At 70.0% G+C, this 16297-nt stretch carries 16 protein-coding genes, 1 tRNA gene and 1 pseudogene; 10 read left to right on the plus strand and 8 right to left on the minus strand.

The features are described 5' to 3' along the window. Nucleotides 1-170: 170 nt before the first annotated feature. On the minus strand, nucleotides 171-878 hold the full coding sequence (locus AC2H6A_RS10780) for a phosphoglycolate phosphatase (protein ID WP_484273372.1): 708 nt from the start codon (nucleotides 876-878) through the stop codon (nucleotides 171-173). Nucleotides 879-892: 14 nt separating this feature from the next. Beyond that, entirely contained in the window at nucleotides 893-1594 is a 702-nt protein-coding gene (gene rpe, locus AC2H6A_RS10785; RefSeq protein ID WP_484273374.1) for a ribulose-phosphate 3-epimerase, read from the minus strand. 90 nt (nucleotides 1595-1684) lie between these two features. Between rpe and apaG the strand changes: the two genes are divergently transcribed. Both apaG and AC2H6A_RS10795 read left to right on the plus strand, forming a co-directional pair. Then, a complete protein-coding gene (apaG, locus tag AC2H6A_RS10790) occupies nucleotides 1685-2065 on the plus strand; it encodes a Co2+/Mg2+ efflux protein ApaG (protein WP_484273375.1) in 381 nt (126 codons plus the stop codon). Between the two features lie 141 nt (nucleotides 2066-2206). Next, nucleotides 2207-3280 carry an MltA domain-containing protein gene (locus AC2H6A_RS10795; RefSeq protein ID WP_484273377.1) on the plus strand — a complete coding sequence of 358 codons (1074 nt, stop codon included), beginning with the start codon at nucleotides 2207-2209 and terminating at the stop codon, nucleotides 3278-3280. Nucleotides 3281-3292: 12 nt separating this feature from the next. Here the strand turns inward: AC2H6A_RS10795 and AC2H6A_RS10800 are convergent, their stop codons facing one another. Together AC2H6A_RS10800 and AC2H6A_RS10805 are read right to left on the minus strand one after the other, a co-directional pair. After that, nucleotides 3293-4072 carry a DsbC family protein gene (locus AC2H6A_RS10800; RefSeq protein WP_484273379.1) on the minus strand — a complete coding sequence of 260 codons (780 nt, stop codon included), beginning with the start codon at nucleotides 4070-4072 and terminating at the stop codon, nucleotides 3293-3295. Between the two features lie 19 nt (nucleotides 4073-4091). Further along, on the minus strand, nucleotides 4092-5303 hold the full coding sequence (locus tag AC2H6A_RS10805) for an FAD-dependent monooxygenase (RefSeq protein WP_484273381.1): 1212 nt from the start codon (nucleotides 5301-5303) through the stop codon (nucleotides 4092-4094). Between the two features lie 68 nt (nucleotides 5304-5371). On the opposite strand from AC2H6A_RS10805, the gene AC2H6A_RS10810 reads away from it, so the two are divergent. From AC2H6A_RS10810 to AC2H6A_RS10835, 6 genes are all read left to right on the plus strand, one after another. Continuing rightward, nucleotides 5372-6355 (plus strand): helix-turn-helix transcriptional regulator, encoded by a 984-nt coding sequence (locus tag AC2H6A_RS10810; RefSeq protein ID WP_484273383.1) that lies wholly within the window; start codon nucleotides 5372-5374, stop codon nucleotides 6353-6355. Nucleotides 6356-6412: 57 nt separating this feature from the next. Further along, a tRNA-Phe gene (locus tag AC2H6A_RS10815) sits at nucleotides 6413-6488 on the plus strand. A gap of 593 nt (nucleotides 6489-7081) precedes the next feature. After that, nucleotides 7082-7717, plus strand: a complete 636-nt coding sequence (locus AC2H6A_RS10820; protein ID WP_484273385.1) for a TetR/AcrR family transcriptional regulator — start codon at nucleotides 7082-7084, stop codon at nucleotides 7715-7717. A gap of 153 nt (nucleotides 7718-7870) precedes the next feature. Beyond that, nucleotides 7871-8488 (plus strand): CHRD domain-containing protein, encoded by a 618-nt coding sequence (locus tag AC2H6A_RS10825; RefSeq protein ID WP_484273387.1) that lies wholly within the window; start codon nucleotides 7871-7873, stop codon nucleotides 8486-8488. Nucleotides 8489-8582: 94 nt separating this feature from the next. Next, nucleotides 8583-8918: a hypothetical protein gene (locus tag AC2H6A_RS10830; RefSeq protein ID WP_484273390.1), complete on the plus strand. Its 336-nt coding sequence runs from the start codon at nucleotides 8583-8585 to the stop codon at nucleotides 8916-8918. A gap of 214 nt (nucleotides 8919-9132) precedes the next feature. Then, complete coding sequence (locus AC2H6A_RS10835) at nucleotides 9133-9489, plus strand: YcgJ family protein (protein ID WP_484273392.1); 357 nt, start codon at nucleotides 9133-9135, stop codon at nucleotides 9487-9489. 55 nt (nucleotides 9490-9544) lie between these two features. On the opposite strand, the gene AC2H6A_RS10840 is transcribed toward AC2H6A_RS10835, so the two are convergent. The 4 genes and pseudogenes from AC2H6A_RS10840 to AC2H6A_RS10855 form a co-directional block, all read right to left on the minus strand. Then, nucleotides 9545-11461: an MFS transporter gene (locus AC2H6A_RS10840; protein WP_484273394.1), complete on the minus strand. Its 1917-nt coding sequence runs from the start codon at nucleotides 11459-11461 to the stop codon at nucleotides 9545-9547. Between the two features lie 36 nt (nucleotides 11462-11497). Then, nucleotides 11498-11713: pseudogene (locus AC2H6A_RS10845) on the minus strand (DUF2145 domain-containing protein); the annotation flags it as partial. A gap of 133 nt (nucleotides 11714-11846) precedes the next feature. Beyond that, a complete protein-coding gene (locus AC2H6A_RS10850; protein ID WP_484273396.1) occupies nucleotides 11847-13541 on the minus strand; it encodes a tetratricopeptide repeat protein in 1695 nt (564 codons plus the stop codon). A gap of 59 nt (nucleotides 13542-13600) precedes the next feature. Continuing rightward, nucleotides 13601-14584 carry a Bug family tripartite tricarboxylate transporter substrate binding protein gene (locus tag AC2H6A_RS10855; RefSeq protein ID WP_484273398.1) on the minus strand — a complete coding sequence of 328 codons (984 nt, stop codon included), beginning with the start codon at nucleotides 14582-14584 and terminating at the stop codon, nucleotides 13601-13603. Nucleotides 14585-14837: 253 nt separating this feature from the next. Here AC2H6A_RS10855 and AC2H6A_RS10860 point away from each other — a divergent pair, with 253 nt between their 5' ends. Together AC2H6A_RS10860 and AC2H6A_RS10865 are read left to right on the plus strand one after the other, a co-directional pair. Further along, the gene (locus AC2H6A_RS10860) at nucleotides 14838-15743 is read left to right on the plus strand and encodes a polysaccharide deacetylase family protein (protein WP_484273400.1); all 906 of its coding nucleotides are present in this window, start codon (nucleotides 14838-14840) and stop codon (nucleotides 15741-15743) included. Next, nucleotides 15740-16297: NAD(P)-binding domain-containing protein (locus AC2H6A_RS10865; RefSeq protein ID WP_484273402.1), on the plus strand; the 558-nt coding region annotated here is incomplete at its 3' end. The genes AC2H6A_RS10860 and AC2H6A_RS10865, both read left to right, overlap by 4 nt.

The following is a 16297-nucleotide window of genomic DNA, read 5'->3' on the forward strand; positions in this document are numbered from 1 at the left end:
TGGGGCGAGAGCCCCGGGGGCGGCGGCGCGGCGCGCGGCCGTGCGCGAGGTGCTAGCGACGCCAGCACCACCAGCGCCATGAGCGCCAGTGCTGACCGAGGGAGGAGACTCGCAGCGAAGGCATGATGGGCAAGCGCTGGATCGGGGAAGTGTGTGGGATGTGCGGCCGGCTAGACGGCAGGCACCGCCTCGATGAGACCGGCTGCCTGCTGGAGCGAATCGACTATAGCATCAACATCCAGCCCCTGCACCCCGGCGCCCTCGTTGTAGCCGTAGGGCACCACCAGCACGGCCATGCCGGCGGCGCGCGCGGCCTGGGCGTCATTCAGGGAATCGCCAATGGCCACGGTGAGCGCGGGGGGCGCCCCGAGGCGCGCGGCGGCATGCAGCAGGGGCCGCGGGTCGGGTTTCTTGTGCGGCAGGGCATCGCCGCCCTGCACGAAGGCGAACCACGGCGCCAGCCCGAGGCGGGCCAGCAGCGGCTCGGCGAAGGCCTGCGGCTTGTTGGTCACGCAGGCCAGGGCCAGACCGGCCTCCTGCATGGCCCGCAGGCCCTCGTGCACCCCGGGGTAGGCCCGGGCATGCAGGCCATTGGTGTCATGGTAGTGGCGCAGGAAGGCGCGCAGCGCCGGCTCGAAGAGCGCCGGGTCGGCGCGGCCGTCGGCGCGGCCGGTGAGCACCCGATGCACCAGCACCTCGGCGCCCTTGCCCACTGCGGCGGCCACCTGCACGGGATCAAGGACCGGCCGGCCGAGATCGGCGAGCATGCGGTTCACCGCCTCGGCGAGGTCGAGCGCGGTGTCGAGCAGGGTGCCGTCGAGATCGATGATCACCGCCCGGGCCGGAAAGCGACGGCCGGCGGCCGCAACGGAATTCACGCGCGCCCCGGGGCTCAGGCCGCGCGGGCCGCGTCGGCCGCGCCGCGCAGCCGGCCGACCACGCCGGCATAGCCGCCGCCGGGATCGGGCGCGCCGAACACCGCCGAGCCGGCGACGAAGGTGTCGGCGCCCGCGGCCGCCACCTGCGCGATGTTGTCGACCTTGATGCCGCCGTCGACCTCCAGCCAGATCTCCTGGCCGCCCTGCGCCCGCCAGGCGTCGATGCGCTCGCGCACGGCGCGGATCTTGGCCAGCGTGGAGGCGATGAAGGTCTGGCCGCCGTAGCCCGGGTTCACCGACATCAGCAGCACGATGTCGAGCTTGTCCATCACATGATCGAGCCAGCCCAGCGGGGTGGCCGGATTGAACACCAGGCCTGCCTTGCAGCCGTGATCGCGGATGAGCGCGAGGGTGCGATCGACATGATCGGAGCCCTCGGGATGAAAGGTGATGATGCCTGCCCCGGCCCTGGCGAAATCGGGGATCAGGCGATCCACCGGCCTCACCATGAGATGGACATCGATGGGAACCGTGGCATGCGGCCGGATGGCCTCGCACACCAGCGGCCCGACGGTGAGGTTGGGCACGAAGTGGTTGTCCATCACATCGAAGTGAATGAGGTCGGCCCCGGCGGCCTGGATGGCGCGCACCTCTTCGCCCAGACGGGCGAAGTCGGCCGAGAGCAGGCTGGGGGCGATTCGATGGGTGATGGGCATGGCGGCGGGATCCCTGGGGCCTGCTTGCGGATAGACTGGCATTCTAGCCACGCGGGCGATTGGGCCCGCGGCATCACCCCCGGATCGCTCATGCCCGACCGCCAGTACCGCCTCGAGGTGACGGTTCAGCCCCGTTACCTGCCCGATCAGTCAGACCCCTCCGCGGGCCAGTATGCCTTCGCCTATACGGTGCGCGTCACCAACGCGGGCACGGTGCCCACGCAACTGATCAGCCGGCACTGGGTGATCACCGACGGCAACGGCAAGGTGGTGGAGGTGAAGGGTCTGGGCGTGGTGGGCCACCAGCCGCTGCTGGCGCCCGGGCAGAGCTTCGAATACACCAGCGGCAGCCAGATCGCCACGCCGGCGGGCTCGATGCATGGGAGCTATTTCTGCGTGGCCGAGGATGGCGAGCGCTTCGAGGCGCCGATCCCGGCCTTCGCGCTGAGCATGCCGCGCACGCTGCATTGAAGGGCGCCGCGGCGTGAGGCGCCTCAACGCGGCCGGCGCCGCGGAGCGCCCTGCGCCGTCAGGCAGGCTCAGCGCTTGCCGCGCATGGTCCACCACACCAGGACCAGCACCAGCGCCAGAACACCGAAAGCCTCAAGGTAGATGACCCACATCCGCACACGCTCCAGAACGCCCGATTCTATCGTCCGGACCGATGCGGGCCGGCGGGCGGCACTGCGACTGGGCGGGTTGCTCACCGCGGGCGCGCTGGCCGGCTGCGCGCTGGCACCCGCAGCAGCGGCCGGACCCGACCTGAGCCTGGACCCGCTCGATGGCCTTGGGCAGGCCATCGACGCGCAATGCGCGCTGCCCCGGCCGCCCGGTGTCTGGCCGACCCTGTGCGCCCAGTGGCGTGAGGTGCGCAGTGCACCGGCTGCCTGGCTGCGCGAGCGCTTCGAGGCGCGGCCGCTGATCGGCCCTGACGGCGCCACGCGCGGCCTGATCACCGGCTACTTCGAGCCCGAACTCAGCGGCAGCCGCGAGCCCGACCGGCCGGGCCAGGTGCCACTGCTGCAGCGGCCGCCGCCGGGCAGCGCAGTGGCGCGGGCGAGCCGGGCGCAGATCGAGCAAGCCGCGACGCCACCGGCGCCAGTGCTGGTCTGGCTCGACGACCCGGTCGACGCCTACTTCCTGCAGGTGCAGGGCTCGGGGCGTGTACGGCTGCGCGATGGCGCGGTGATGCGGGTGGGGTTCGCCGGTGACAACGGGCATGCCTATCGCGCCATCGGACGCGACCTGATCGAGCGCGGCGAGATCGCCGCCGAGGACCTCAGCGCCGCGACGATCGCGGCCTGGCTGCGCGCCGATCCGGCCCGTGGTCGCGCGCTGATGCAGCGCAATCCGCGCTACGTGTTCTTTCGCGAGACCGTGCCGGCGCCGCGCGACGCCCTCGCCGGCCGCGACGGGCCCGCGGGCTCGCTGGGCGTGGCCCTCACACCGCTGCGCTCGGTGGCGGTCGACCCGCGTGCGGTGCCGCTGGGCTCGCTGCTGTGGCTGGAGGCGCAGGACCCGCGCGGCGGCGTGCTGCGCCGGGTGGTGGTGGCGCAGGACACCGGGGCGGCGATCATCGGCTCGCCGAGGGCTGACCTGTACTGGGGCACGGGGGCGGCGGCGGGCCAGGCCGCCGGCCTGATGAAGCACCCCGGCCGGCTGTGGCTGCTCAGCCCGCGGCCCTGAGGCTCAGCGCGGCTACGAGCGCGGCGTGTTTTCCTCGAGCAGCTTCTCGAGGCGCTCGCCCGGCACATAGCCCTGCTGCCGCTTGCCGTTGCCGAAGAACAGCGTGGGCGTGGCCGAGACCGAGAGCTTCTGGGCGAGCTCGCGGACCTTGGCGATCGGGTTGTCGCAGTTGCCGGCGTTCGCGGGCACCTTGCCGGAAAGCATGAGGTCGTTCCAGGCGGCCATGCGGTCGGGGGCGCACAGCGCCTTGCGGGCCTTGGTCTCGGAATCGGCCGCGAGGAAGGCCACCGGGAAGGTATAGATGGTGACATCCTTGAGCGCGAGCAGTTCCTTGCGCATGGTGCGGCAGTAGCCGCAGTTGGCATCCTCGAACACCGCCACCACGCGACGGCCGTTGCCGACCACCTGCTTGAGCGCCAGGTTCAGCGGCAGGTCGCGGAAGCTGATGGTCTGCAGCTCGTCGACCCGCTCGCGGGTGAGGTTGCGGCCGGCGCGCAGGTCGATCATGGCGCCATCGACGAAGGCGAACTGACCCTTCTCGTCGACATAGATGAGGTCGCTGCCCAGGCGGACCTCCCACATGCCGGGCATGGGCGTGCGGCGGACTTCATCGACCTTGTAGCGGCCCTTGAGCCAGGACTCGACCGCGGTGCGGACCGTGGCGGCCTCGCCTGAAGGGGGTGGCGGCGCGCCGGTGGGCGTGGGCGACTGGGCCAGGGCCGGGCCGGCTGCGAACAGCAGCGCGCAGGCAAGCCGACGGGCAAGACGCGGCAGACCGATGAACAGACTCATGGGCATTCCTGGAGAGCGGCTAGGACACCGCGTGGCGGATAAGGCGGCGGCGCAGCCAGGGCGTGCCGGCGACCAGGCGCCAGCCGGTTTCGCGCAAGGCGCGCAAGGGCTGCAGCGCGGCCGGCAGGGATGCGGCCGAACCGGCATCAAACAGGCGCTGCAGGCCATCGGTGGCGAAGGCCATGGCCAGCACCGGTTCCCGGCGGGCGCGCTCGTAGCGCCGCAGCAGCAGGTGGTCGCCGAGATCGCGGAAGGGCTCCCGGCCGGCGATCACCGAGAGCAGCTCGGTGACATCGCCAAAGCCCAGGTTCAGGCCCTGGCCGGCGAGCGGGTGCACCGCATGCGCGGCGTCGCCGAGCAGCAGCGCGCGCGGCACCACCATGCGCTCGGCGCGAATCAGGCGCAGCGGGAACGCCTGCGCCGGGCCGAGCGGGCACAACGCGCCGACCACACCCTGTGCAGCCTCGGCCACCCGCAGCGCGAAGCCTTCGCTGGAGAGCGAGAGCAGTTCATCGGCGAGCGGTTCGGGCGCCGACCACACGATGCTGCAGCGATCGCCCGGCAGGGGCAGCAGCGCCAGCACGCCATGATCGCCGAACCACTGCCAGGCCTGGTCAGCGTGGCCGCGCGCGCAGGCGAAGTTGGCGACCACCGCGCGCTGCGGATAGGCCCGCTCGCTCACCGGGATGCCGAGCATGGCGCGCACCGGCGAGCCGGCGCCGTCGGCCGCCACCAGCAGCCTGGCCCGCAGGCAGGTGCCGTCGTCGAGCTCGACCTCGGCCGCCTGGGGGCTGGTGCGGGCCTGCAGCACCTGCGCGGCGCGCAGCGTGAGGCCGGAGAACCCCACCGCCTGGTGCAGCGCTCGGGTGAGCTGCCGGCCCTCGAGCACCCAGGCAAGCGCCGGCACGCCGGCCTCGTGGGCGCTGAAGCCGAGCTCGGGCGCGTCGGGCCGGCTGTCGGGGAAGACGCGCATGCGCTGGATGGCGGCCATGCGGGAGGCGTCAAGCGCAGGCCAGACCCGCAGCCGCTCGAGCAGGGCGCGGCTGGCCGGCGAGAGGGCATAGATGCGGGGATCCCAGTCGGCCGGCTCGGGCGGGGGCTCGGGCCCCACGAGCGTGACCCGAAGACCGGCCTGGGCCAGACCGAGCGCGGCCGCGCAGCCATTGGCGCCGCGGCCCACCACGATGACATCCGAGACGGCAGGCGTGCCGCTGGCCGGGGCGTATTGCATGCGCTGATTATAGGCGTGGGGCACACTGGCAGCCGTCCCTGACCCGACGAGCGAGTGCCCGTTACGCCATGAGCCAACTCGACCGCCTCTCGCGCATCCAGTCGATGCTGCGCGCCCGTGGCCTGCTGACCCGCGCCGCGCTGCTCTCGGAGCTGGAGATCTCCTGGCCCACGCTCAAGCGCGACTTCGTCTTCCTGCGCGACCGGCTGAACATGCCGGTGGTGTTCGATCGCGAGGGCGGCGGCTACCGGTTGGGCGTGGCCGAGAACGGCCCCCAGTACGGGCTGCCGGGCCTGTGGTTCAACGCCCAGGAGATCATCGCCCTGCTCACCATGCACCGCCTGCTGCAGGAACTCGACACCGGCGGCCTGCTCGGCCCGCATGTGGCCCCGCTGATGGACCGGCTGCGCGGGCTGCTTGGCGCCTCGCAGGCCAGCGCCGACGAGGTGATCCGGCGGGTGAAGCTGATCCAGGCCCACAACCGGCCGGTGGCGCCGCGCTGGTTCGAGGTGATCGGCGGCGCGCTGGTGCAGCGCCAGCGGGTGGAGATCGACTACTTCACGCGCTCGCGCAACGAGCGCAGCCGCCGCGAGATCTCGCCGCAGCGGCTGGTCCACTACCGCAACGCCTGGTATGTGGAAGCGTGGTGCCACCAGAGCGGCGCGGTGCGGGTCTTCGCCATGGATGCGATCGAGAACGCCCGGCTGCTGGCCGTGCGGGCGCGGCAGGTGTCGGAGACGGCGCTCGACCAGGCGGTCGGCGAGGGCTATGGCATCTACCGCGGCAAGGCGAACCAGTGGGCGCGGCTGCGCTTCAGCCCGGACGCCGCGCGCTGGGTGCGCGCCGAGGTCTGGCATCCGCGACAGCAGAGCACCGACCTGCCCGATGGCGGGCTGGAACTGCGCGTGCCCTATGCCGCCACCCCCGAGCTCGAGCTCGACATCCTGCGCCACGGGGAACAGGTGGAGGTGCTGGGCCCGCCCGCCCTGCGCGAGCGCATCGCGCAGCGCCTGGCCCTGGCCGCCCGGGTTTACGCCGGGCCGGGCTCCTGAGCTATACTGCGGCCCTTCGCGCGGCGCCAAGCCGGGTCGCGCAGCGTCAGCACCCCAGGCCAAGTAGCTCAGTTGGTAGAGCAGCGGATTGAAAATCCGCGTGTCGATGGTTCGATTCCGCCCTTGGCCACCATCCTTCAACGCCCAGCCGTCAACGGATGGGCGTTCTTGTTTGCCGGCTCTGTATTGCATCGCCGGTGGAACTCACCGGGTGGCCCGGACCCGCGCACTTACGGGAACTGACCGAACAACTGCGGCCGAGACCTGAGCAGCGCTCGAAGATTCAGGTGCTCTTCGACAAGATGCGGCGGGAAGCTATGGCACTGGGCGAGCAGGATCACCTGGCGATGATGGAAGTGCTGGCTCCGGAGCAGGTCACCCAGTACAACCGGCCCCGGGGCTGCTGATCGCGGCATCGGCGGTTGCGAACAGCGGACGACACGGACCTCTGCTCGCTCACGACCGACGGGCAGCTACTATCGAGCCTCCGGGGCCGCGCGCGATGTCGGTGTCGGGCAAGCATCGACATCGACACCTGCGCGACTCAGCTTGCCGGCCCTGTGCCGGCTCTGGTCCGAATGCATCCACGACTCCTTGACAGCCCGGGCCCGGCGAAAATGGGCTGCCAGAGTGAATCGAGTCATCTCGCCTGCACCCGGCTGATGCCCCACGATGACGGCCAGCCCTGATCACCGGCCCCGGGTAGCGGCCCAGCGCTGCGAGTCGATGCGCGCCCGTCTGCTCGATGCCGGACTGGCGATCATCGTCGCGCGCGGCGTGGCCAGCACCTCGATCGACGAGATCATTTCCGCTGCCCAGGTGTCCCGGGGCAGCTTCTACAAGTACTTCGATTCGGTGGCCAGTCTGGCCAGCGAGCTGGCGCAGGATCTCGCCCACGAACTCGGCCACCTGCTCGATCCGCTCGTGATCGATCTGCCCGATCCGGCACTGCGCGTGGCCATCGGCACCCGGATGACGCTGCACTTCGCCAGGCAGCACCCGGTCATCGGCGGATTGATCGTCAAGTGCGGGTGGCCCGATGTCGACCAGTCACATCTGTTCTTCGACATCGTCCGGCGCGACATCGCCTCCGGGATCCGCCTGAAGCGGTTCGAGCCGATGCCGCTCGAGGTGGCGGTCAATATGGTCGCCGGGACGATCATCGGCGGCGTGCATTCGATGCTTGCCGGCGCCGCCCGGAGCTACCCGGAGCAGGCAACGCTGCGGCTGCTCCGGGGGCTGGGCCTGAACGCTGTCGAAGCCGGCATTCTGACCGCTGCCGGGCTTCCCAGGGCAGAGCTTCCTCAACAGGGGATTGTCGCGCGGGCGGCCGGGCGACCGGTCGCGCCAAAGGCGCGCTGAAACGGTCTTCCGGGGCCATCTAAATGCACATCTTGTCATGATGCCAATATGCAACTGTGATGTGCCGACCCAGGCAACCGCCTGATTCCCCGGAGATCGCACATGTTCCATCCGTTCCATGCCAGGGCCTGGATTGCGCTCGCGGCCATGGCCTTGTCGCCGCTGGTCATTGCCGCCGAACCGTCGCCCAAGCTGAACCCGGCGCGGGGACTTGAGATCGGCGCGCGCTATCAGGCCTGGCCCAGCCCTCACCAGGAAGGCGGCGAGGAGGCAGACACCCCGGCCCTGGTGCCCAGACAGTTCCGCTCCACCACCCCGTCCCTGAACCGCGACGAGCGCAAGTCGGCCGGACATGGCGTGCTTCGCTTCACCCGTGACCTAAGCCGCGCCTATGTCGATGTCCGTATCGCAGGCGTCGATCCTGCATCGATCACCATGTTCCACATCCACTGCGGCAAGCCCGGGATGCTGGGGCCGATCCTGGTGGACCTGGGGATCAAGCGCGATCTCAAGCAGGCCTTCGCCGGCAACCTGCTCACCGCAGAGATCCGCAACGACGAGCTGGTGGCCGTGCTCAAGCAAAGTCACGGCCCGATCGGCTCCATGACCGCAGGCTGCCCGATCCTGATCGGCAATCCGCTGGACCGCGTGAAGACCATCGCCGGCATGGCTGCGCTGGCGCGCGAAGGGGACCTGTACTTCAACCTGCACACCACCGGTCAGAACTATTTCGGCGACATACGCGGGCAACTGGAAGTGATGCGGGACTGAAGCAGGACCCGATAAGGGCATGACTGTCGGCTCATCCCTCTCACTCGCGTCTGCACCAATCGCCATGCGAAGACTTCTTGAACCCTCCGCGGTCATGCGCCAGGACAACGGCCGGACCCGTGCCTTCCTTTCGGTTGTCGCACTGACCGTCGCTGCCGCCATGTTCGTGGCGGCAGCGGGCTCCGGGAATCCGGAGACACTGGAGCCGCTGCCGGATTGGATCAACACCGGCGCGAACCTGATCTGCGTGGTCATCGGCGTTCTGGTGCTGCTGCCACGGACTCGTGCGGGCGCCAGCCTCGCCGCGGCCCTGAACATGGTGGCCTCGATGCTCACGAACTACCGGATCGACGGACAGTCGTATTTTCTGACGGCGCTGCCCTTCAATGCGGTCACGCTGATCCTCGCGGTCGACCTCATCTGGCATTAACGGGCCGACCTGGGCATGCCAGCGGGAAAGGCGAAGGCTGATCGCTGAGCGAACGGATGACTCTCGCGTCGGGCGGGGGGCCGATGAAACGGCTGCGGCTGGCGCCGCTCCCGGTCGGGCATGATGGACGGTCCGGATGCCTGCGGTGTCGTCCCGGCAGCAGGCCGCCCGGGCCGGCACCCTAGCGCCCTGCCCTCACACCAAGGAACCCGCCATGAAGCGCCCCCTCATCGTCATCCTGCTGAGCCTGGCAACGCCCTGGGCGCTCAGCGCCACGCTCAAGGGCGCCGTCTTTTCGCCGGAACCCGGTGTGATCTGCGACCGCAAGGCCCAGTTCTGCGCTGACGCGCAGGGCATCTCTCTGGGACTGACCCGCGCGCACCTCGGCCCCCAGGCCGAGGAGACCATGCTTGCCCGCATCAGGGAGGCCGGCGGCCCGGCCAACTACGACCTGACCTGGTTCGGCTTGAGCAACGGCGTCGACTGCAAGACCCGGGATAAGGTCTGCCACACCGGCAAGCACAGCGGCAAGGTCGACGCCGCACATACCCGGGCCCTGTTCGGGCAGTAACCCGCGGCCGCGGCCGTGCGCAAGGGCGCGTCCGTGACGACGCCCCGCAGGCCGCTCAGCGCCCCGAGCCAACCGACTCCTGTGCAAGCAGCTCGGCCACCCGCAGTTGCAGCTGCTGCGGCGACACATCGGCGGCGGCCAGTGCCGGCCCCACCCGCAGCCCGACCCGACTGAAGAACCCCCGGCGAAACGGCCGGACCATGGCCACGCCACCAGTCACGCGCGAGAAGAAGCTGCCCCAGAGATTGCTGAGCGCCATGGGTACCACCGGCACGGGATGGGCCTGCAGCAGCTTCATGACCCCGCCCTTGAAGGGCGCGAGGCGACCATCGCGAGTGATGCTGCCCTCGGGAAAGATGGCAAGCAGATCTCCCTCGGCCAGCACCCGGTTGCCCTCGATGAAGGCGCGCTCGTAGGCGTCAGGATCTTCCTTCTGCGGCGCCACCGGAATGGCCTTGCACAGCCGGAACAGCCAGCCCATCACCGGCATGGCGAAGATGCGGTGGTCCATGATGAAGCGGATCGGCCGCGGGCTGGCGGCCATCATGAGCACGGCATCGACATAGCTCACATGGTTGCAGACCAGGATGGCCGCGCCCGAGACCGGGATGTGCTCTTCACCCCGAACCCGGAAGCGGTAGACGCAATGGGTGAGCAGGAAGGCCATGAAGCGCAGCAGGTACTCCGGTACCAGCAGGAAGATGTAGACAGCCACCACCGCGTTGACCAGGCCCACGATCAGGAAGACCTCGGGAATGCTCAGCCCGGCGCCCAGGAGCAGGCCGGCGCCCAGGCTGCTGACGATCATGAACACCGCGTTGAGGATGTTGTTCGCGGCGATGATGCGCGCCCGGTGCGTGGGCTGACAGCGGGTCTGGATGAGCGCGTACATCGGCACGCTGAACAGGCCCACGCACAGCGAAAGCAGAAAGAGGTCGAGCATCACCCGCCAGTGCGATGCATCGGCCACGAAGGCGCCCAGCCCCTGCAGGCCCGAGGGCGCGAGGCCGCGCGAGGCGAAGTACAGGTCCACCGCGAAGACGGTCATGCCGAACGCACCGAGCGGCACCAGGCCGATGTCGACATGCCGGCGGCACAGCCGCTCGCACAGCAGCGCGCCACTGCCCACCCCGAGCGAGAACAGCACCAGCAGCAGGCTGGCCGCCTGCTCGTCGCCATGCAGCACATCGCGGGCAAAGGCCGGAAAGAGCGACAGGAACACCGCGCCGAAGAACCACATCCAGGAGATGCCGAGCATCGAGCGGAAGACCACGATGTTCTCGCTGCCCAGCCTGAGGTTGCGCCAGGTCTCGCTGATCGGATTCCAGTTGATGCGCAGGCCAGGGTCGCTTGCCGGCGAGGTGGGCACGGCGGCGGCGGTCAGCCGCCCGATCACCGCCAGCAGCACACAGGCGCCGGCCGCCAGGCGCGGCCCTTCACCCGGAATGGCGATGAGCAGGCCGCCGGCGAGCTGGCCGAGCAGGATGGCCACGAAGGTGCCCATCTCGACCATGCCGTTGCCGCCGGTGATCTCGCGCTCGCTCAGGTGCTGGGGCAGGTAGGCGTACTTCACCGGCCCGAAGAGCGTGCTGTGCACCCCCATCAGGAACACGCAGGCGAGCAGCACCGGCACATGGCTGGCGATGAAGCCGTAACCGGCCAGCAGCATCACCGCGATCTCGAGGTTCTTCACCCAGCGCATCAGCCGCCCCTTCTCGAGCTTGTCGGCCAGCTGCCCACTGGTGGCCGAGAGCAGCACGAAGGGCGCGATGAACAGCGCGCCGATCACCAGGCCGGCCATCGACGGCGGCAGCCAGCTCACCTGAAGCTGGTAGGTGATCATCACCGTGAACGCGAACTTGAAGAGATTGTCGTTGCCGGCCCCGGTGAACTGCGTCCAGAAGAAGGGCGCGAAGCGGCGCTGGCCAAGCAGCGCGAACTGGTTCGGGCGGGCGTTGGGGTCGGAGCGCATGGGGGTTGGCCTCAATGGGCGTGGATGGGCGCAGGGTCACGGTACGCCAGCGTCAGCGCCATGCGTGCCGGAGATGCCCCTGACGGGGCAGAAGACCGAATCGACGGTGGCGGTCTCGATGCGGTCGCTGAAGCGTTTGTCGTTGGGGTGATCGTCGAAGGCGATGTTGGCCGATGAGACCCGAGCGCCGAACCGTACCAGCGTCCCCAGGAGCAGCACGGTGGGCTCGTAGCCGTTGAACCGCAGCCAGGCCGGGGTGTGGAGCGCCGCAACGCGGCGATTTCGGCGATCCGGGCGAGTTGCTGATGCTGGTGCACGGCCAGATCAGCCAGGCGCAGGCGCTGCTGTTAAACGAGCGGCGGCGCTCGGTCACCCTTGCGGCGCACTACGGCTCGCGGGCTCCGAACAGCATCGTGATGTTGATGCGGCGATTCTCGTAACCGGGCTTGAAGCGGAAGGCGTCGGTCTCGTGGAACAGGTCGGAGTCGAACAGCAGCGCCCGATTGGTTCGATGCGGCACGCGGACCGCGCGGCTGCCCACACGCTCGAGATAGCGGTAGATCTCCTCATGCCCGGCGTTGAAGCGCCGGAAGCCCCAGTCGGAGGGCGCGTCGTGGGAGTGGACCACCAGGCCGCCGGAGTCGGGATCGAGGTTGGCCTCGTCGGGCGTGATCCAGAAGTTCACATTCACGGCCGCGACATCCGCATGCACGCCAATGCCGGCGTAGCGCGAGTCGTACTTGTAGCCCCACATCATGCCCAGCCGCCGCTGACCGATCACCCGCGGCATGCGCGCGGCCAGCTCGAGGGCGGTCTGCAACAGCAGTCGTGACGAGAAGCCGTCCTGCAGATAAGCGCCCAGATAGCCGCCCTTCGGGTCGTTCCAGACGGTGTTCTCGAGGCACCACTGGCGAATGGCCGACAGCGCCGCAGGTGTCAGCAGTCCGTCGATCGTGACCATGTTCGGCTGGGCATCGAGGTAGCTGGCCTCGATCGCGCCCCAGTCGAGATCAGGGTTGATCAGGGCACCGGGCGGGGGCTCGGGATCGGTCACATGCAGCGGGCGCTTCCAGGTGGCAGCGAGCAGCGGATAGCGGGCTGGATCGAGCGCCACCATCGCATACGGGTCCTCGGGCAGCACCGGATCTTCGAGGGCGCGCTGATAGTCGGCAATCACCGGATCGAAGTCGGGGCCCAGCCGGCCCCGCGCGCGCAGATGCTCGAACTGCTCGATGTCATGCATGAGCTTCAGGCGCGAGCAGCCCCAGTCGGGATCATTGACATCGGGACGACAGGCGGCGAAGTGCTGATCGAGCGCGGCGATTTGCCAGGGATCGCCTCGCCGCAGCGCGCGCGCCTTCGCGAAGGCTTGCGCGGCATCGGGCAGACACCCCTGATCAAGCCGGACCAGACCGGCATTGAACTGCGCGTGAGGCGAGCTGGCGTCGAGCGCCACCGCACGCTCGAGGCACTCGCGCGCTTCGGCCGAGCGACCGAGATCGCGCGCACACAGACCTGCATGGATCAGAACGCCGGGATGGTCCGGCACCAGGGATAGCGCCTGCCGATAGGCCGCCATCGCGTCCTCGAAGCGCAGCATCTCCTCGCGCGCCGCGCCCAGCGCGACCAACGCGGAAAGATCCGGGCCATGCCGGGACAGATGCCGCTCGAAAGCGGCCGCCGCTTCGGCCACATCGCCAGTGGCGGCGAGCGCCTGGGCCAGCGCCAGATCAGCCTCGGGATTGTCGCCTTGCTGCTCGTGCCAGAACCGGCATGCGGTCAGTTCGACCTCGGTGCGGCCCTGGCGGCGCGCCGTCCGGATCAGCTCGCGCATGACGCCGGCGAGTTCGTCATCCGCGCGCAGCTCCGCGAGCGCACGGCCGAGGGCCAGTGCCGGCTCCGGCTCACCCGGCGAAGCCGCGGCGGCGCGCCGCAGGTCAGCGAGACGTCGTGCGGCCTCGAGGTCTGCCTGGGCCACCGAGGCCGCGCGCACGGGTGCGCCCACCGACGCGGACGGCCCCAGCGCAGGGGGCCCGGGTCGCCGCGACAGGAACCGGGCCAGCAGATCTCGCAAGGGCATCGCGCCTCTCCATGCGCAAGGGGCGCGCGCCCCGGGGCCTGCCGGCCCTCAGGGCCGGATCAGACGATGACCTCGACCTTAGCGCGGCGAGCCACCTGGGTCCAGGTGTCGATCTGCGAACGGATCACCTTCACGAACTCGTCACCGATCACGGGGCTCTTCGGCGGCAGGGTCTGCAGCTCATCGAGGCGCGAGGCGATGTCGGGCTTGCGCAGGATCTCGGGCACCAGCGCGGTGAGCCGCTGCACGATCGGGGCCGGCATGCTGCGCGGCGCCGAGAGGCCCAGCCACTGCGAACCGGTGAGCGAAGGGAATCCCGACTCCGCGAAGGTGGGGATGCCAGGCAGCGCGGGCAGGCGTTGCGGCGTGGACACCGCCAGGGCACGCAGCGATCCACCCTTGAGCTGGGCGACATTGGTGGTCACCGGGTCGAAAAGGCCGTCGATCGATCCGCCGAGCAGGTCCTGCATGGCGGGCGCGCTGCCCTGATAGGGCACATGATCGTGCTGGGGTGCCTGGCCCTCGATCTTGAGCAGTTCACCGAACAGATGATTGGCCGAACCAATGCCCGAGGTGCCGTAGCGCACCGGCCGGGTCTTGGCGGCGGCGACATACTGGGCCAGGGTCTGGAAGGGTGACTGGGCACGCACCAGCAGCACCATCGGCGCCTCGACCAGCATGGCCATGTGGGTGAAGTCGCCCACCGGGTCGAAGGGCATCACCTTGCGGGTGGCCGCGGCATAGATGTGCACCGAGGCATGGCTCACCAGCAGGGTGTAACCATCGGCCGGCTGCTTGGACACATAGTCGGTGCCGATCAGTCCGCCGGCGCCCGCGCGGTTCTCCACCAGCACGCTCTGACCAAGAGCCTGCGACAGGTGGGGCGCCATCAGCCGGGACACGGTATCCACCAGACCACCCGGGGGAAACTGGGCTACCAGCTTGACCGGGCCTCGGGTGGGCCAGGCAGCCTGCTGGGCACCGACCCAGGCCGGGGTGCTGGCCAGCGCGGCGCTGGCCGCCAGAAAATCACGACGATTCATCAGGGCTCCTCGAGCCCGCCTCAGCGGCGGGCGACAGTGGTTGACGGCGGAATGCGGCTTCCGGATGCGCCACCGAGTGCACGATCCGTGCCACGCACGCGTGAGCCCCGCCCGCGGCGAAATCGGCGGGAAGGCCCTGGAACGGGACTTGCTGCCCGCCCGGGTCAGCCCGTGCGCGCCCTGTTTCGGTGCGCCGCCGGCAAACCCGGTGCATGGCACCCTGTGCGCCTGGCACCCATCGGAGATCCGCACCATGACCGCCCCCGCCTACCCGGGCGCCCTGCCCGACCACGGGCGCTTCCCCTACCTGCCGATCACGCGACGGCCCTTCCGCCGCTGGCCGGGTGGCGCCGGGCTGGCCGTGTACCTCGGCTTCAACCTCGAGCACTTCGCCTTCGGCGAGGGCCTGGGCGCCATGCTCGGCCCGGCCTCCCCGCAACCCGATGTGCTGAACCACAGCTGGCGCGAGTACGGCAACCGGGTGGGCGCATGGCGCTGTCTGGAACTCTTCGGCCAGCTCGGCCTGCCAGCCGCGGCGCTGATCAACACCGCGCTCTACGACCACTGCCCGGAACTGATCAGGGCCTGCGTGGACCGCGGCGATGAACTGGTGGGGCACGGCCACACCAACGCCGAACGCCAGGGGCAGTGGACCGAGGCCGCCGAGCGCGACCTGCTCGCGCAATGCCGTGACCGCATCCGGGCCGACAGCGGCACCGCGCCCACCGGATGGCTTTCGCCGTGGATCAGCGAAAGCCGCCTGACCCCCGATCTGCTCGCCGAGACGGGCTACGCCTACACGCTCAACTGGTGCCACGACGACCAGCCCGTGCCGATGCAGACCCGCGGCGGGCAGCGGCTGTGGTCGATTCCCTATCCGCAGGAACTCAACGACATCCCGATGATCATGGCCCGGCAGATGGACGGGAAGGACTTCGCCAACATGATCGTCGACCAGTTCGACGAGATGCGGTTGCAGTCGGAGCAGCAGGCCCTGGTGATGGGCATTGCGCTGCATCCCTACATCGTCGGCCAGCCCTATCGGCTGCGGCACCTGCGACGCGCGCTGCAGCACATCGCGCGGGCCCGTGACGGCGGCCAGGTGTGGCTGACCACGCCGGGGGCGATCTGCCGCCATGTCGAGGAGGCCTGGTCATGAGCGCCGCGCCCGCACGCATCGGGGTGATCGGCCTGGGCATCATGGGCGGCACGATGGCGCGAGCCCTGCATCGCGCCGGCCATCCCGTGAGTGGTCATGACCCGCTCGCCCCGCCCCGCCAGCGCTGCCGGCGGGCGGGGGTGCTCACCCCCGGCAGCAATGCCGCAGTGGCCCGCCAGTCGGACATCCTGCTGCTGTCCTTGCCCAGCGCCGACGCGCTCGATGCGGTGGTGACTGAACTGCAGGACGTGCCCTGCGAGGGCCGGCGACAGCTGGTCATCGAGACCAGCACCCTGCCCCTGGCCGACAAGCAGCGCGCCGCCGCGGCGCTGCGCCGCCAGGGTCGGCTGATGCTGGATGCGCCGATCAGCGGCACCGCCACGCCGACGCCGCAGGCGACCTGGATCATGTACCTCAGCGGGCCGGTTGCGGCCTGCCGGCAGGCCGCGGCGTTGGTCGCGGCTTTCACGCTCAAGGCGCCGCGGGTGGGCGCCTTCGGGGCGGGCATGCAGCTGAAGATCGCGGCCAACCATCTGGTGGCGATCTACAACGTG

Source organism: Quisquiliibacterium sp., from assembly GCF_982640115.1.

Coding starts and splice junctions, on each gene's coding strand:
- AC2H6A_RS10820 (WP_484273385.1), top strand. CDS start 7,082: ATGCGCGCCCGTCTGCTCGATGCCGGACTGGCGATCATCGTCGCGCGC.
- AC2H6A_RS10855 (WP_484273398.1), bottom strand. CDS start 14,584: ATGAATCGTCGTGATTTTCTGGCGGCCAGCGCCGCGCTGGCCAGCACC.
- rpe (WP_484273374.1), bottom strand. CDS start 1,594: ATGCCCATCACCCATCGAATCGCCCCCAGCCTGCTCTCGGCCGACTTC.
- AC2H6A_RS10835 (WP_484273392.1), top strand. CDS start 9,133: ATGAAGCGCCCCCTCATCGTCATCCTGCTGAGCCTGGCAACGCCCTGG.
- apaG (WP_484273375.1), top strand. CDS start 1,685: ATGCCCGACCGCCAGTACCGCCTCGAGGTGACGGTTCAGCCCCGTTAC.
- AC2H6A_RS10860 (WP_484273400.1), top strand. CDS start 14,838: ATGACCGCCCCCGCCTACCCGGGCGCCCTGCCCGACCACGGGCGCTTC.
- AC2H6A_RS10805 (WP_484273381.1), bottom strand. CDS start 5,303: ATGCAATACGCCCCGGCCAGCGGCACGCCTGCCGTCTCGGATGTCATC.
- AC2H6A_RS10830 (WP_484273390.1), top strand. CDS start 8,583: ATGCGCCAGGACAACGGCCGGACCCGTGCCTTCCTTTCGGTTGTCGCA.
- AC2H6A_RS10810 (WP_484273383.1), top strand. CDS start 5,372: ATGAGCCAACTCGACCGCCTCTCGCGCATCCAGTCGATGCTGCGCGCC.
- AC2H6A_RS10850 (WP_484273396.1), bottom strand. CDS start 13,541: ATGCCCTTGCGAGATCTGCTGGCCCGGTTCCTGTCGCGGCGACCCGGG.
- AC2H6A_RS10840 (WP_484273394.1), bottom strand. CDS start 11,461: ATGCGCTCCGACCCCAACGCCCGCCCGAACCAGTTCGCGCTGCTTGGC.
- AC2H6A_RS10795 (WP_484273377.1), top strand. CDS start 2,207: ATGACCCACATCCGCACACGCTCCAGAACGCCCGATTCTATCGTCCGG.
- AC2H6A_RS10800 (WP_484273379.1), bottom strand. CDS start 4,072: ATGAGTCTGTTCATCGGTCTGCCGCGTCTTGCCCGTCGGCTTGCCTGC.